Genomic DNA, 17,171 nt, shown 5'->3' on the forward strand with positions numbered 1-17,171 from the left:
ATTTTTGCGTCCGTGGTTTTAGTTTTTATTGCTGTGGGCAAATTAATAAAACGAAGGACAGTCTCCGTTTTATTCCACAATCTTAATGTCCACAGATGTTCTACCTTGCCATCCAGTGGCATCCGTTACGGAGTAGGCACAATGGTAGTCGCCGGTATCTATATCTTCCGGTATGGTAATGCTAATATTGATCTCATGTGAAGTTCCACCTTCTGCAATAGTAAAGTTTTGCATGTAGATCAATGGGTTTTCTGCACTTTTAACAGCTTCTAGATCACATTGAGCACCCTGGTCATCGTGGGTGTGGTGGTCAAAATTGTGATGTATGTCCAAACTATAGGAGGCCAAGGATACATTATCCGTTGCTTGGGCCTTAAATGTGTAGGTCTGACCCCTTTGCAGTACTTCGCAGGCTTGGGGAAAGCCACCCGAGAAGTTTATGCTGATCGCAGGCTTTTCTTCATCAATAGTAGAGTCGTCACTACTTGAGCAGCTCGACAAAAATATGATTGAAGTGGCGATAAAGATGTGTTTAAATTTTAGTTTCATAGTTTTTTTTTAAAACCGTGGAGCCCTAAAGGGCCCCACGGATATTCATATTAAACTGTAGGTACTGTAATATCGATATGGTCTTCGAATTCGTGGATGTTTCCATCCTCGTCCTCGATAGTAAAAATAATGTGATATTCCCCTGCTGGAGCAGTAGCAGGTACTTCTATGTGCTCATGGAACTCTGCCTCGGTCAATTCGTGGTAATCCTCGGAAAAGTCGCCTTCGTAATCCCATTCCACTTCTCCTTCGCCTACTTCAAGATCGTGGGCATGAACATCCACCAATACCTCATGTATACCATTTACCGCTTCGATCATAAATTCTATATGGAAATCGCTTCCTCGCTCTACGGTTTCATCCATTTCAAAATCGCTTACGGTAATAGGATCAAGAATTTGGATGTGACCTTCGATTTCTGTTGTATTTCCAAGGGCATCGGTCACTACCAGTTCAATGTGGTATTCTCCCGCGGGAATGTTGGTCGGAATATCGATGTGTTCATGGAATGTAGGGTTGATCACCAAGTAATCGGCATCGGTCCAAGTTTGTTCGTAATCCCAATCTACTTCACCTTCTCCGGCCTCTACCTCGTCTGAATGAATGTCGATGGAGATACTTTGTACAACTCCTTCGGCAGTAATTTCCGCTTCTAAATGAAGGTCCGATCCTTTATAGGCAACTTGATCGGTAGAATGGGCACTGCCCTCTCCAAATTCAAAATTGGCGATAACCGGGGCTGCTACTGCGTCGGTTCCATCATCATCGCTACTACAAGATTGAAGGGCTACGCCTAAAAATGCGATAATTGCAAGTGGTTTTAACATTGATTTCATTTTTCTTCTGTTTTTGATATTAGACTTAATTTGATTTATTTAAAATGGTATGGTCATCGAAATGGATAAGTTCCTGCCAGGTTCTGGAACGTCGATAAGCCGATAAAAACTGGTATGATCGTAGTATTCTGTATTGAATACATTATTTAGTTTTATGCGTAATTGCATAGGTTGTGCCGTTTTGAACATTGTTATCCCTGCCATGGCGGATATATGGAGTACTTGAAAACCTTCTGTTTTTTCCTCTGGAGGTACAATATCGTTTTGGGCAGCGGTTATCCTATATTCCGCGGTGATACTCGGTGCTTTTAAAAAGGATACATTCTTAAATTGATAGTTGGCAGAGAGCAAAGTGGAGAGGGGCGGATTAAAGGGTAGCGTGAAATCCTTTTTGGGTCCACTGGTCTGTCTGGAATACACATATTCCAAAGAAGCATCCAAACGTAGATCATTGCCGACGGTTGCACCTACCCGTGCCTCGCCACCAAAACGGACTACCTCGCTTTGGGTATATTCGTACACTTGTAAGGTCTCATAGTAATTGGAGGTAGGGTTGAGATAAATGTAATTTTCAAAATAGTTGAAAAAAGGGCTGATACCAAAATCAAAATAGTTGTTGGAATGATCGATATCCAAATCTATTTGATAGGATTGTTCTGGGTCTAGATCTATTCTTCCCCTTTCGTAACGGTACATATGATAGTTTACCCCATCTGAAGCCAACTCATTGGCCAAAGGCATTCTAAAACTCTTTCCAACGTTTACTTTATATGTAGTATTATTATTGAGGTAACTCAAACCCAAAGATCCGCTTAGGTTGCCAAATTCCAAATCCTCGTCTCGTGCACGTTGCAAAAATACATTGGAGGTGGTGCCATCGGGATTGTTTACAACAGATCGGAACCAGTCTGTGTAGGATGTTGTCCGCATAAGGCCAGCATCGTATCGCAAACCTCCCTGTAAGTGTAAATTTTCACTGATTTTATAATGGTCAAATACAAACACTCCCGCGGTATACCGGTCATAAGCAGGAATCAGAAAGCCCCATCCACCTATATTATTGTTCTGGTATTCCGTATTTATTCCAAAAACAATGTCATGTCTATCATTGGGCTTAAAGGTGTCTTTTAAGTTCAGCGAATAGGTGTTTTTTGTAAATACCCTTTCCCTGCTGTTGGGGGGTGTGGGCATATAACCATGGGGAACAGGTTCGGAGTGCTCCTCTCTTTGGTTGTTTTGGTAACCAAGGTCCAATTGAATGGTGTGCGCTCCTTTATAAAAAGTGGTGTTATTGGTTATTTTAAAGTGGTTTACCTTGTGGTAGGGTAAATCGATATCCCGATCGGAACTATCATAATCGATAGAGGAGTTCCTAACCTCGAGACCATGGGCATTGGCAAAGAATCCATTTTTGGCGTTTACATTGCTGAAAAAAGTTTCTGATTTAATGTTTTCCGTTACAAAACCAATGCTGGCACTGGCATTGGCTTCCATGCCCGCTGTATTTCTGAGATGATTTTCGTACAGGTCAAAAACGTAGCCCTCGTAATAAATTTTATCGGTGGGCACTTTGTAATCGCCATAATCCCGGTAGGTCAATCGCCCACGATAGAACCATTGTTCTTTTCTTCCTTGGATTCCAGTGGAAATACCTAAAAGATCATTATTGGTCTCACCAAGTAGGTTTACTTCACCATTAAAGGAGTTCGGCATGGGTATTTTTGAGGGCTGGATGTCCACTACACCGGCTATGGCATCGGAGCCATATAATAAAGATGCGGGACCTTTAATGATCTGTATGTTCTCTATTCCGTATTGGTCTATTTCGAGCCCATGATCATTTCCCCATTGCTGGGCTTCGTGCTTAATGCCGTTTTGGACCACACTTACCCGATTAAATCCGAGCCCCCTGATTACAGGTTTTGATTGCCCTGAGCCAATGGTTATGGTGCTTACACCAGGAATTTTTTTAAGGGTTTGCATTAAGCTGTTCTCGCGGTTGGTTTCCAAAAATTCCTTGTCCACTCCAACTGAAATTGTTGAGAGTTCTTGAGCCTGTCTTTTGTCACTTTTTCCAAGTAGCTCAATCTCATCTAAATTGGTCACCTTCTCCGTTAATTTTATTGTGTATTCGCTAAGGTTTCGATCCACTTCTATAACCAATTTGATTGGAGCGTAGGCAATATGGGATATTTCAAATGTATGAGCTCCTTTAGGTATATTCTCTATAATAAATTCACCGTTTAGCGAGGAGACGGCATGTTTGGTACTACCAACAATATTGGCGCCTGAAATAGGGGCCAAAGTACTCGAATCAATAACCGAACCTATAATAGTGTAGGTTTCCTGAGCCCAAATCAAAGTGTTGAAACCAATAAACAAACAAGCAAGAAGTGTGTATTTTATCATTATAAAAACTAGATTTTGTAACTAGCTTCTCTTTTGGGGGAAGCATTTATGGAGGTTCCATCAAGTGTGTTTCTAGTATAGGGGGTCGACTTAATGCTTAAAACAAGTATTTGTCAAAAACTGATGTATTGCATACACCAAAAGCAAGTTTTGGATTTTAAGCAAAATCAAGTCATAGTAAATGGTAAAAATCTAAATACCAAAAACGAGGATGGAGGATGTTATGTGGTAGGGGGAGGCCTCGAAAACAGATGGCTTATGGTAAGCGTTCCGGAAACCTCAAAAAAATAGGAATTGGTAACTTTTGGATAGTAAACCACAGTGTTCTCAATGGTAGGCTCAACAATATCGTTTACTATTCCAGGGGATTGACTATCGTGTGCTATATTCAAGCATATCTCACAATGGTCTAGATAATCGTCTGTATCGTTATGATGGGTAAGCGCATGTAAGCCTACGAGCTTGGTTGCCAAAAAGAGGACAAACAAACCGTAAGCGATACTATTGCTAAGACGATTCTTTTTCATGGAAAAGCAAATTTATAAAAAAACCAGCGAAATGTGCTAATGGTCAAGGATGTTTGAATTAAGATGAATTAAATATTGGGTTTAGTATCGTTTTATATCTACAATAAGAAAGAAAAGCTTAGGAAAAGGTAGGTTGTTTCTTTCATCATATTTATACTATTTCACAACAAAAGCCCCTTTGCATACAACATAACTTATCTATTCTAGCCTGTTCTTGATAAGTTTGGAGAAGCCTTACTTCGTAAGGATAAACCTCAGCAGCTAGACTATGAACAAACCGCTAACCCTCCTGCGTTGCAGGCATTCTTTATTGATGGTACTTTTTGTCTTGGCATCAATTAAAGCTGGATATTCGCAGGATTGTTCGGTCAATGCAGGTTCGGACCAAAATTTTGACCGTACGACGACGGTGTTTTTGGGTGCCGATGTGCCTCCGGTCGGTTTCGGTGTTTGGACACAACTATCGGGCCCAACCCTAGTGACTTTTGATGATGCCACCGATCCAAGCACCCAAGTCTTCAATACTGCTTTGGGAACCTATATTTTTGAATGGACCGTTTCGGATGTTACCTGCAATACTGCTTCGGACACAGTGGGGATTACCATCGAAGGAGTAGATCTGGAACTGGAAATAGTAGTTAACGATCCACTGCCGAATATTGGTGATGTAGTGACTTTTACAATTAATTTGAGCAATTTTGGGGATGTTGACGCCACGGGTGTCGCCATTGAAAACCTTGTTCCATCTGGTTTCAACAATGTAACCGCAATAAACAATAGCGGAACTTTTAGTTTTATTACGGATAAAGTTAGTTGGACAGGTATAAACGTTCCTGTAGGTACAAATACGGCCTCGTTGAGTTTTGATGCTACCGTATTGACCCCAACGGCAACGATAGGGGAGTTTACACACGTTGCAGAAATTATTTTTGCCGATCAATTGGATGTGGATAGTACACCGAACAACGATGACGGAGATCAAAGTGAAGATGATGAGGACAATATTACTCCAGCACCACAACAAGCCGATTTATCACTGACCAAAACAGTGGTAGGAGGGGATTTATCTCCCTTTGTGACCGAACAGATCGGTTTTGAAATAACCATTGCCAACAATGGACCGCACGACGCCACCAATGTACGGGTCGTAGATCAAATACTTTCGGGCTTCAACTATATTTCCTATTCAGCAACAACAGGCACGTACGATCCCATTAGCGGCTTTTGGGAAGTGGGGACATTGGCCAATGGCAATATTCAAACACTTACCATAAACGTAGAGGTCAATGCGACAGGAAACCATACCAATACCGCACAAATTATCGCTTCGGACGCTTTTGATATAGATTCGACTCCGGCAAATGGTGTTTCCTCAGAAGATGACCAAGGGGATGTAGTAATATCGCCCCAGGAGTTGATCGATCTATCCTTGACCAAAAGCATTGATAAATCGCCACCATTGGTGAGCGATAATGTCCGTTTTACAATTGTAGTGACCAATGATGGACCAAGTGATGCCACCTCGGTGGAAGTTACCGACCTGTTGCCATCGGGATACACCTACATTTCGGACAATAGTGGAGGAACTTATAACCAGATAACAGGAATCTGGAACGTTGGTACATTGTCCAGTGGCAATTCAACGAGCCTTTCGATTTTGTGCAATGTAAATGCCTCCGGTATTTACGAAAATACAGCAGAAATTACAGGACATGACCAAACAGATGTGGATTCCGCACCAAATAACGGTCTTGTGGGAGAGGATGACCAAGATAGTATTTCGGTGGTCCCCGAACCGTTGGTAGATATTGAAATAACCAAAACTGTTGACGAACTTGTCCCAGAAGTGGGAGAAGAAATACGCTTTACGGTAACCATACAGAACAATGGCCCCAGTGATGCCACCAATGTTGTGGTAACGGATGTACTGTCAACAGGATATCAGTTGGTGGCAGCAAACCCATCTGTGGGAACGTACAATGCCACCAATGGTTCTTGGGTAGTGGGCAATTTGGCGAACGGGATTTCGGAGACTTTGGAAATATCCGTAGACGTGTTGCCAACTGGAAACTACAGCAACACGGCCGAGTTGACCAATGTGGCCGAAAGGGATATAGATTCAAGCCCCAATAACAATAACGAGACCGAAGATGATCAACAGACCATAGAACCAATTGTAGTTCCGGTGGCCGATCTCCTGTTGCGCAAATCCGTAAACGAATTGAGCCCGTACGTGGGACAAAATGTGATCTTTACCCTAAACATTACCAATTTAGGCCCTAGTGAAGCCTCAGGGGTTCAAATTATGGATCTTCTACCGGACGGTTATACCTATGTTTCCCATGGCGCAACTGCGGGAATTTATATCCCCACAACGGGTATGTGGACCTTAAACGCAGATATCGGCGATGGAAACACCGAAACACTTTCTATAGTGGCAGCAGTGAACGATCAAGGGGATTACTTTAATGTAACCGAAGTATTTTCGGCAGATCAATTGGATCCCAACTCCATTCCCAATAACAATAATGTTTTTGAAAACGATCAAGATAGTGCTGGTACTACACCTGTGCCATCTGCAGATTTAAATTTGAACTTGGCGGTGGACAACGAGTTTCCTGATGTAGGAACACAGGTAACCTTTACCGTAACATTGGCCAACCAAGGTCCCAGTGATGCCATTGGAGTGGCCGTGGAAAATTTACTGTCGGATGGATTTACATATATTTCCGATAATTCTAATGGGTCGTTTGATCCATCTACAGGACTTTGGAATGTTGGGAATCTTGCCTTGGCAACCCAGATGGAGCTGAGCATTGTAGCTGAAGTGAACCCGACAGGAGATTACGATATAAACTCCGAAGTGGTAAGTGCTACTTTTTTTGATGTAGATTCCACACCGAACAACAATATCCCAACAGAGGATGATCAAGATCATAAAACAATATCTCCACGACAAGTGGCGGATATTTCAATAAGTCAAACTGTAAGCAGCATGAATCCTGAAGTTGGTGATGAAGTGGTCTTTACCATTCAAATTGCCAACAATGGCCCCAACCATGCGACCGGGCTGATCATCGAAGATGAACTGGAGAATGGTTATCAATTTGTGTCCGCCATGCCTTCTGCCGGTGTTTATGATGAAATAGCAGGGTCTTGGGAGCTGCCTTCCCTTGCCAATGCAACAACCCAAACTTTGGAAATAAGAGTACTTGTACTTCCAAATGGAGAGTATAAGAATACTGCCGAACTTATAGCTTCGGACATTTATGACCCCGATTCCACCCCAAACAACAACTTGGGCTCTGAGGATGATCAATCAACGATAATTCCAGTTCCGGGCGGACTTAACGATCTTTCTTTATCCAAAACGGTGGATAACGCCAACCCGAATGTGGGAGATCTAGTTCGCTTTGTGGTGAGCATTACCAATAATGGGCCGTCCGATGCAAGAAATGTTTCGGTTACCGATATATTGCCTATCGGTTATACTTACGAATCCCATAGTGCTACCGCAGGTGTTTACCAAGCAAATGCTGGACTATGGAACATCAATAGGGCAATTTTGAATCAGGATACGGAAAGCTTGGAGATTTTGGCGGTGGTCAATCCGCCCACAGGGACCGAGAACGAATATTTGAACGAAGCATATATATCGTCAAGTTTATATCCAGATCCTGACAGTGACCCATCAACAGGTACCAATGCAGATGATCTTTCCGATGGCATTGTGGATGACGATGAGGCCGCTGCTTTTGTACTGCCACAAACAACCGATCTGGTCATCACAAAACATGTGGACAATGCCTCGCCCAATATTGGGGATGAGGTAATTTTTGAGATTACCGTTGTCAATCAAGGTTTAGATGACGCCACCCATATCGGAATTCAGGAAGAGTTGCCATTGGGATATACATATGTAAGCCACGAAACAACCAATGGAACGTACGATGCATCGGCCTCTTTTTGGGAAATAGAATCTTTACCAACAACAGAATCGGCCACACTATTGCTTACGGTTGAGGTTGCGGATGTTGACGATTACATCAACCGAGTGAGTTTGGCATTTGTAGATCAATGGGATATAGATGAAAGCAATAACTCCGCTGAGGCTTTTGTGGAACCTGGTTGTTTGGTGGTGTATAACGAGTTTTCGCCCAATGGGGACGGGGTAAACGACTATTTTAAAATCGATTGTATTGCGCAATATCCGAACAATTCGCTACAAGTGTACAACCGATGGGGAAATATTGTTTTCCAGACAAGATCGTATAAAAATGATTGGGACGGTACCACTAATGGCCGTGCCGTAGTTCAACCAGAGGATCAATTGCCCGTGGGAACATATTATTATGTGTTGGATTTGGGCGATGGTTCGGAGCCACGAACCGATTGGTTGTATATAAACAGATAAGTATGGGGATGGTTTGGTTTAAACATAAAGTAAAAGGGGCAAGGCAAATCTGTTTTCTGCTCATGGTTCTGTTTGTCTATTCCGGTTATGCTCAACAGGACCCCCAGTTTACCCAGTACATGTACAATACCATGAGTGTTAACCCTGCATTTGCCGGTAACCATGGCCATTTAACTGCTCTATTGTTGCATCGTTCGCAATGGGTAGGTGTAAATGGAGCTCCGAATACCCAAGTATTGGCGGTGGATATGCCATTGGAGAATAAAATCGGGGCAGGGGGGATTATTTCCCGAGATGCTCTTGGTCCATCTTCCGAAATTTCTGTGGATGGCAATGTTTCGTATACCATACAATTGGACAGTGCCAATAGTAAACTTTCTTTTGGCATGAAATTGGGCGGACGCATTTTTGATGTTGATTTTTCCAAGGGCCTAACAGAGGACGCCGATGTGGCATTTCAGAATAATATAAAGAGCAAGTTTTTCCCTACTATTGGTGCAGGGTTGTTCTATGATACCAAAAAAGGATATTTAGGGTTTGCTATTCCCAATTTCTTTTCACAAAAACACTACGACGGGGAAGAGCAGGAGATAGCTGCTGAACGACTACATTATTATTTTATAGGGGGCAAAGTAGTGGATTTGACCCCAGATGTAAAGTTAAAACCTGCCTTTTTTGTAAAATGGGTGCCCGGTGCGCCGATTATCGCCGATGTATCGGTAAACGCTATGCTACGGGAAACCTTTACCTTTGGATTGGCCTACCGCTGGGACGATTCCTTTTCTACTTTATTGGGCATGCAGATCAATCCGAACTTTAGTGCTGGGTATGCCTATGATCTAACCACCTCCAATTTGGCTAGCTATACAGGGGGATCACACGAGTTATTTGTTAGGTACGAGTTTAAATCCTCCAAAAAGCAGAAAGAACCTCCTACGTTTTAGTAATTCGTAGTCCCGGCCGGAAATAGTCAGTATCTTTGGCAAAGTTTTAGTTGTAAACAAAACGCTATGGAGAGGAATGAATTGTACCCCATTTTTTTAAAGGTTTCCCATTTAAAGGTACTCATTGTTGGGGGAGGTAACGTAGGCTTGGAAAAGTTGACTTTTTTGCTGAAATCCAGTCCACGGGCCCAAGTTCAAATGGTAGCGCCCGAATTTTTGTCAGATACTTTGGAATTGGCCAAAAAGCACAATGTTGAGATCACAAAGGATGTTTATGCAGATCATTTTCTAAAAGGGAAACACATTGTGATCGCCTGTACGGACAAGCCCAAGGTCAACGAGCAAGTGTACCATGATTGTAGGGAGCTGGGTAAATTGGTAAATGTGGCGGATAATCCTCCATTTTGCGATTTTTATATGGGCGGTATAGTGACCAAGGGAAATGTGAAAGTTGCCATATCCACCAATGGTAAATCGCCAACAACGGCCAAGCGCCTTCGTCAATTTTTTGAAGATGTACTGCCGGACAACATTGATGATCTCGTAAACAATCTGAACGAATATCGGAAGACCTTAAAGGGGGACTTTGAACAAAAGGTCGAAGCACTGAACGAATTCACCAAAGGATTGGTAAACAATAAGGATTAAGTCCTTCTACAAACGTTTCATGGCCTCTATTAGGTCGTCTTTTTTTCTTGGGGAAATATTTACCTGCAAATCGTTGTTCATAATTACATATCCCCCATCTGACTTGACATACTTTTTTACCTTTTTTAGATTGATGAGAAAACTGTTATGAACCCTCATAAACTGGTGTTCGGATAACAGGTTTTCATATTCTTTTAAATGTTTGCTCACTAGTAGGGTGTTCTCGTCCTCGAGCATAAAGATGGTATAGGAGCCATCTGCTTTACAAGCGATAATTTCGTCTATCCCAATAAATTCCATTCCTGCCGTGGTGGCCAAACAGATTTTTTCCGGTCTAACCTTACCGCGGGAGATGCTTTGCATTAAAGTATCCAATTGCTCCCGGTACACATTGGTGTCCATACGGGTTCTGGCTTTCTCTACGGCTTGTTGTAGCTCGTCCAGATCTATGGGTTTAAGTAGATAGTCCAAGGAGCTGAACTTTATGGCCTTTATCGCATACTTTTCGAATGCGGTGGTAAAAATCACCTCAAAATTTGGATCTTTGATCTGTTCAAGAACATCGAAACCTACTCCCGATTGTAGTTCTATGTCCAGAAAAACAATGTCGGGGCTGTAAATGGATAATACTTTTACGGCTTCTTGAACAGAGCCGGCCGTTGCAATTACTTGAACGTCTTTGCAAAATTCTTCCAACATAGACTTTAGGGTTTCCCTGCTATGTTTTTCATCTTCGATAATTACTGCTTTTAAAATCATTGGGTTGGTATTAGGGGTTATGTATTTTTAGTATCACTTTGGTTCCTTTTGATTGACTGTTAGCATCATACTTGTCCACAATCTCTACCGTATTTTTGTTGGGCTGGCCGTTATTGAGTAGTTGTAGCCTTTTTTGTGTAATCTGCATCCCGCGGGATTTTTGACCAGTTTTGTTTAATACTCTATTCTTATTATGCCGTCCAACACCATTATCTTCAACTTCTATCACACAGAATCCATCTTTATTGTAGATTCTAATTTCAACTTCTTTTTTCCCCTCTTTTTTGCCTATTAACCCGTGGATCAATGCATTTTCCACAAATGGCTGCACAAGCATTAAAGGTATGTTGACATTTTCAGTGTCAAGATTCTCTGCCACGTTTATTCTATATTGAAAAGAGCTGTCAAAGCGCAAGGATTCCAACTCAAGATACGATTTTATTACACTGATTTCTTCATCTAGTGTTACCGTGGTCAAATGTGAGCTTTCAAGCACATTTCTGGTGAGTTTGGAGAATTTTGACAGATAGTTGAGAGCGGACATTTTATCGTTTTGAATGATCAGATGTTGAATAGAGCTTAATGAGTTAAAAATAAAATGTGGGTTCATTTGCGCTTGTTTGGCAACTATTTCTTTGCTGAAAACTTCTTTCTGTAGATTAAGTCTATCCATATAATCAAGTTTTATCTTGTAGCCCAGACCTAGGGAGAAAATCAAGATTTCTATGATCAATCCTGTCATCATATAGTTTTTATCGCCAGAGAATAAGTAGGCCAGGGCCCCGATCATATATATGAAAGAACCTAGAACAATAAAAATTACCAATGAATCCTTGTATTTAAAAGCTAAATAGGTCATTGAGAAAAGCCCCCAAATGGTCATAAATCCTCTCTGTGCATCCAATATTTGGTCCTGAAACTGATAATAGGACAAGAAATAAGCTATGAAATGAAGAATAATCAATACTATAAGGACGGCAATAACAATGTTTATTATGCTGTTTAAAAACGTGTAGTTTTTTTTGGTGTTCAGGTATAGTTTGGCAAAAATCAGATAGAAGAGATTTATAAATATTTGAGATATGACGTTTATCCAAAAAGTATACTTACTATTAAAAAAAATGTACAGCTCTGGCACGTTGTTACCTGCAAGATAAATTATAGAAAACAGAACGTATAATGAATAGAACAAGAATTCGGTTTTCAAGATAGTAAAATATATGACCAAAAACATTATGCAGATCATAGAACAAGCCCCTAGATAGTAGAGAGAAGGTGCGATTGTTCTTAAGTCCATATCTGTATAATAATCGGTATAAAATCGGTTGGACACATTGGGTAGGTAGTGAAACTTTAAGGGTTGTGCTACAGGGAAGTATGTTTTGATCTTAACGTATAGATATCTATCGAAAAATAAACCTTCTTTATCGAATGGAGCGCCATTATTGTATAATAAAGAACTTTGTTTTTCCGTACTGTTAAATTTTCCGAATTTATATTCCTCGATCTCGTCCCCGTATTCACTAAATAAAGTAGCTTCACTTAAACTGGGAGATCTGAGTGACCATTGCTTTTGTGTACACAAGGTTTCACGATCTTTTTTAAGATCCAGTCTAATCCAATAGGTAGCATGTAGGTTATCTATTGGGTTTGTTGTAAAAGGAGTGAAACTATAGTCGTGTTGGAGAATGTCTTCAATTTCCAGAAGATTGCTTTCATCTTTCAAGTATGAAGATTGAATCATTGTTACTTCACGATCGTCTGAAATTTGTTGGGCAGTAATAAGTTGTAAAGGACTTATAAACCACAGAACAAAGAATACCCATGTTAAGAGCAAGGGATTAACGGTAGAATTAAATTTGATTTTAAATAGGTCGAACCTTTTAGTGACAAGCAATAAAAAGGCTGCTTTGTTGTATTTTTTTGTGTTTAGCACATTGTTGATCGAGTAGGGCATTAATCGGGTTAAGTTTAAAAAAGAGATAGGATTTGTGACTTTAAAAAGATTTTTCTTTCATATGTTGGGGAATTTGATTATTATTTTTATATTTGGGTAATTGCTGAAGTTCTACACTTTGTAAAATAAAGCATTGAAACAACTCTGTTTTCGTTTTTTTTAGTTAATATCAAGTTACTCTTTTTTTCTGAACTTAATTGTTTAATTTTCTGAGTGAAATAAAACCAATTACAACTGCTCTTTGGTTTAAAAAGCTCTTTGGGGGAAGTATACACTTACTCAATTAATACTGGCTCATCATTTTTTATAGGACAATGGAGCGTAAGTGTGAAAATAACTCACCACTTTCTTTTCTTGTTTTAACTGTTGCGCAGCATAACCCCATACTTGCTTTCAGCTGAAGAAATTACTAATGGTGAGTTTTATCAAATAATCTATCTAAATATTTTGGACTGCACTGTCTTCATCGCCAGAACCGAAGACAAGAACAATTATTTCATGTGTGCAGCCCATAGTTTATTTTTTTCAATGGTTAAATCTACATTGCCTAGAGTTAAAAAATCATGCTGATTTGATGTAAGGGGTGTTTCAATTCACGAATGCCCTTTTTGGGTTTATATAATAGTATTCTCTTTTTGTAAAAGTGGGGTTTACAGACTTTATGAAACCCCACTTGGTAACATGAGAACACTAAATTTTCTTGTTGGATAATTGTTATGCCGAATGGCACAAAGTATGTTCCTTACTTTTTGAGCTTAAACTTCCGAAAGATTTTTTAGTGGGCATTTTAGCGATAAAATGCCCTTTAAAATCAATGGATGCGATGTTGCTTACATAACCTAGAACATCTTCATAATCGTTGATGTTTATCCCCGATTTTTTTAGGTTTTTGTGTATCATGGATGTATTTGAACCTGTTTCCCAATTACCGTTGACCCTTGAATCCTCGGATTTAATGATCAAAACTTTGAGTTTTTTTAAATGCCATGTGGGAACATAAAAATTCGAAACTCCATCTTTAATAGATTTAAATGTTACATAAACCTTCCCTACATTTTTATATACATTTACCTTATAGCCCATTGCGGGGTTGTTCAAGGGTAATTTAAGGCACGAATTCTCCGACTCTAAATAAAAAAGTATTGGATTGTTCCTGAGTATGTTTTCTGTGATTTGAGGAACATCTAAAGTAAAGGACCATCCCGGTAATTGTTCCCTAATATCAAAAGATAACAGCTCCACGGTATTTTGAGTTGATGATTGGGGAGTATCCTTGTGACTCCTCATTATAGATGGAGACTTTTTTATAAGATAAACGGGATATCCTATAATAATAGCAGCGCAAAGCAACGTCCAAATTATGGTTAGTAAATGCATGAAATAAATATTTGTTTAAAACCTGGGAACTTTAAATCACACCACAAATAACAAATTAATATTGAGTATTTTGGGTGCCAATTCACGAATGGGTGTTTCCAATTGACGGATGAAAATCAATCGATTACATGTTCCTTTTTATGGATGAAATGCATGGGCTTCTCGATTTATGCCAATTCCCAAAACGGGCATTGGCATAAATCCTGTGAAAGTTTAACAACTCAAGCATAGAAAAGTTATAGAGTAGACCGTTTATTTCTTTTCTGCGTTTTGAATCTGGCCAATAACCCCCATAACATCATAATTGGCGATTTTTCGCGTGCTGTAATTCCTTTTTATATGGTTGATATAGGTATGAATTTCTAATGTGTAATAATTTTCAAGCTCAAATACAGGGTCCTTGGCAATTTCAAGACTGCTGTTTACTTTCATTTTTCCATAAGCCCTAGCATGATAAACAATTTTGTGATTATTGTTCTCGTTATCCATCCATTCAATGGTCACCTCAATAAAATCATCCATTCGCTCCTTTAATTTATAAGAGGCATGTTTTGGTATTTTACCAAATTCGTATTCTGATTTTACCAGGTCTAAAATCCATTTTTCTAAAAAATTCCCTTTCATTGTCATTTAAGTTTTAGGTGTTCTGATTTGGTCCTATTTCAGGAGTTTGGTTCAATATTATTGGGGTATAATATGGTTCAATAAATTAAGTTGAACATATGTACTTGGTGTTCGGTCCTTCCGGGAGTAGATTATGAACTACTGATGATTTACTAATTATTTTCGAATATTTTTTTAAACCAATTTATGGCATTGGTTCGCGCAATGGCTCTTTTGTTGTTGTCCCCGAAATCAAACCCATGGCCAACACCTTCGTATATTCTAAATTCAACTGGAGCTCCCTTTTCCTTAAGAACATCGATCATACAAAGCGTGTTTTCCGTTAAATAGCCGTCCGATGGGATTTGATATAACATTGGTGCATAGGGCTCAAAAACATTTCCGTTTAGGGCATTTCCGCCACACGGACTTGCTCCCCAATAATTGTAGCCGCCAGAACCACCATAATAAAATACACCTCCTGCAAACCCTGTTTCTGGGTTGGGTGCCGGAGCTAAAACCCCAGAGGAGGAATTGTATTCCTTTCCATCAAAAGTTTGGGTCCATTGCCAATCGGCAGGTGTCTTGTTCGTATTGTACAAGGTAGAGGCAACAGCGCTTGCCCCATCTGAAAACCCAAGTAATCCTACATCTTTAGGGTTGACCAAATTGGTGCCATCTTCCAATTTAAGCTTTCGTAATACATCTAGGGCGGCATAGGCATCTCTTGGTCGAATAAACTGTGAGCTTATTTTAAAATTATCCGGAGCAGTTGTCCATTTTCCCGATCGGGTGGATACTCCTCTGCCCGAATAACTATCTACAAATGCACCGATTATACAATTTGCATTGAACAATTCTCGCCATTCGCTATTTTGACCTGACATTTTACCTGTTTTTGGATCATGATCAATCCACATTCCATCTGAACCGTGCATTACAACTACTGCAGAATGCCCTCCGGAATCACAACCTTCGGGAATCGAAAGAACAATGGGAATTTTGTAGTTGTCCACAATGGCATAAACCAATGTGTCCTTGGTAGATTGTTGAACAACAACTTCGGGACTATCCAAGGCAGATAATACCGCATCATCCTGACTACAGGACAAACAAGACATACCGATAATTAAAGATAGTAGGTAAATTTTTGATAAAGATTGGGTAAGCATTTTCATAATGTTAATATTAATAAGTACATGAGCAATTTGATATTCCTTGAAATAAATCGATTCCAAGGGTAACCACATGGGTCCCCGAGGAATATCCGAGTAATTCGTTTACAATGACTTGATATGAGTAACCGAAGTAAAAATCCCCCTTCTTCAGCCCAATAATTGGGGCTATATAAAGTGGGGATCCTAACTGATCGTTCAAAAACCTATAAGTAAGTCCAGCATAGTAATAGTCCAGAAAATCGTACCATTTGAACTTGGTGTTTACATCCGTTATAGATCTTCCATCATTTTCAAAATATTGGAAAAAGACAGAAGGTTCTATTTCAAAGTCGGCCCTTCTACTTTTTCTGAATTTATATCCAGAATACACAGAGTAATTACGTAAAGTGTTCGGTTCAAAAATAGGGTCGAATTTTTCCAACTGTTTGTTCAAAATATTTGCGGCATTGACACTCAGGTAAAATCCGTTACGACGGTACAAGACTCCAATATCAAAATTTGGATTGCTGGATGACCTGTCGTTTGTTATGGCAGGATCATCACCGGCTTCAGGGTCAAAATTTTCAATATCGAATCTGATCTGATTAAGGTTGAAGGACAATGCGAAGGAGAAGTATTGGTCGTCATATTTATCTATGGTTAAATGGTGTGCAAAAGAAACTTTGCCTCCCCGTTGTTTGGTTTCACCATTGGAATCATTGTAAATCACCATCCCAATTCCAGATCGGTTTCCCAAACGCACATCGGCGGACAATGTCTGTGTATCTGGAGCATCCTTAATACCTACCCATTGGGTTACCCCATTCATCCTTACCTTAACATAGTTTCCAATTCCAGCATAGGTAGGCGACATTAAAAACGGGTTGTCCGATAAGTATTGAGACAATTGAGGTATGGTCAATTCCTGTCCCTTCATCAGTAAAAAACTCATACACATTAATGTCATTATAATTTTCTTCATCTATCAATT

Annotated in this window: 13 protein-coding genes; 3 read left to right on the plus strand and 10 right to left on the minus strand. The window is 40.0% G+C overall.

Annotated features, from left to right (window positions below; translation table 11 throughout):
• Window positions 1–69: 69 nt before the first annotated feature.
• The 4 genes from MJO53_RS08840 to MJO53_RS08855 all read right to left on the minus strand — a co-directional run bounded on the left by MJO53_RS08840 (window position 70) and on the right by MJO53_RS08855 (window position 4,321).
• The gene (locus MJO53_RS08840; protein ID WP_224835674.1) at window positions 70–549 is read right to left on the minus strand and encodes a DUF4625 domain-containing protein; all 480 of its coding nucleotides are present in this window, start codon (window positions 547–549) and stop codon (window positions 70–72) included.
• A gap of 50 nt (window positions 550–599) precedes the next feature.
• Window positions 600–1,385 carry a DUF4625 domain-containing protein gene (locus tag MJO53_RS08845; RefSeq protein WP_224835673.1) on the minus strand — a complete coding sequence of 262 codons (786 nt, stop codon included), beginning with the start codon at window positions 1,383–1,385 and terminating at the stop codon, window positions 600–602.
• A gap of 39 nt (window positions 1,386–1,424) precedes the next feature.
• A complete protein-coding gene (locus tag MJO53_RS08850; RefSeq protein WP_252078814.1) occupies window positions 1,425–3,794 on the minus strand; it encodes a TonB-dependent receptor in 2,370 nt (789 codons plus the stop codon).
• 221 nt (window positions 3,795–4,015) lie between these two features.
• Complete coding sequence (locus MJO53_RS08855) at window positions 4,016–4,321, minus strand: hypothetical protein (protein WP_224835671.1); 306 nt, start codon at window positions 4,319–4,321, stop codon at window positions 4,016–4,018.
• Between the two features lie 268 nt (window positions 4,322–4,589).
• Here MJO53_RS08855 and MJO53_RS08860 point away from each other — a divergent pair, with 268 nt between their 5' ends.
• From MJO53_RS08860 to MJO53_RS08870, 3 genes are all read left to right on the plus strand, one after another.
• Window positions 4,590–8,735, plus strand: a complete 4,146-nt coding sequence (locus MJO53_RS08860) for a gliding motility-associated C-terminal domain-containing protein (protein WP_252078815.1) — start codon at window positions 4,590–4,592, stop codon at window positions 8,733–8,735.
• A gap of 8 nt (window positions 8,736–8,743) precedes the next feature.
• Window positions 8,744–9,679, plus strand: a complete 936-nt coding sequence (locus MJO53_RS08865; protein WP_313791037.1) for a type IX secretion system membrane protein PorP/SprF — start codon at window positions 8,744–8,746, stop codon at window positions 9,677–9,679.
• Between the two features lie 66 nt (window positions 9,680–9,745).
• Window positions 9,746–10,327: a precorrin-2 dehydrogenase/sirohydrochlorin ferrochelatase family protein gene (locus tag MJO53_RS08870; protein ID WP_224835668.1), complete on the plus strand. Its 582-nt coding sequence runs from the start codon at window positions 9,746–9,748 to the stop codon at window positions 10,325–10,327.
• Between the two features lie 6 nt (window positions 10,328–10,333).
• Here MJO53_RS08870 and MJO53_RS08875 read toward each other — a convergent pair whose 3' ends face one another.
• The 6 genes from MJO53_RS08875 to MJO53_RS08900 form a co-directional block, all read right to left on the minus strand.
• Window positions 10,334–11,086: a LytR/AlgR family response regulator transcription factor gene (locus MJO53_RS08875; protein WP_224835667.1), complete on the minus strand. Its 753-nt coding sequence runs from the start codon at window positions 11,084–11,086 to the stop codon at window positions 10,334–10,336.
• Between the two features lie 10 nt (window positions 11,087–11,096).
• Window positions 11,097–13,043, minus strand: a complete 1,947-nt coding sequence (locus MJO53_RS08880) for a histidine kinase (protein ID WP_252078816.1) — start codon at window positions 13,041–13,043, stop codon at window positions 11,097–11,099.
• Between the two features lie 714 nt (window positions 13,044–13,757).
• Complete coding sequence (locus tag MJO53_RS08885; RefSeq protein ID WP_252078817.1) at window positions 13,758–14,330, minus strand: hypothetical protein; 573 nt, start codon at window positions 14,328–14,330, stop codon at window positions 13,758–13,760.
• Between the two features lie 342 nt (window positions 14,331–14,672).
• Window positions 14,673–15,044, minus strand: coding sequence for a hypothetical protein (locus tag MJO53_RS08890; protein ID WP_224835664.1), 372 nt, complete (start codon window positions 15,042–15,044; stop codon window positions 14,673–14,675).
• A gap of 152 nt (window positions 15,045–15,196) precedes the next feature.
• On the minus strand, window positions 15,197–16,201 hold the full coding sequence (locus MJO53_RS08895) for a hypothetical protein (protein ID WP_224835663.1): 1,005 nt from the start codon (window positions 16,199–16,201) through the stop codon (window positions 15,197–15,199).
• A gap of 10 nt (window positions 16,202–16,211) precedes the next feature.
• The gene (locus MJO53_RS08900; RefSeq protein WP_252078818.1) at window positions 16,212–17,162 is read right to left on the minus strand and encodes a type IX secretion system membrane protein PorP/SprF; all 951 of its coding nucleotides are present in this window, start codon (window positions 17,160–17,162) and stop codon (window positions 16,212–16,214) included.
• Window positions 17,163–17,171: the final 9 nt, after the last annotated feature.

Origin of the sequence: Flagellimonas marinaquae, assembly GCF_023716465.1 — a bacterium.
Taxonomy (GTDB): Bacteria; Bacteroidota; Bacteroidia; order Flavobacteriales; family Flavobacteriaceae; genus Flagellimonas; species Flagellimonas alginolytica.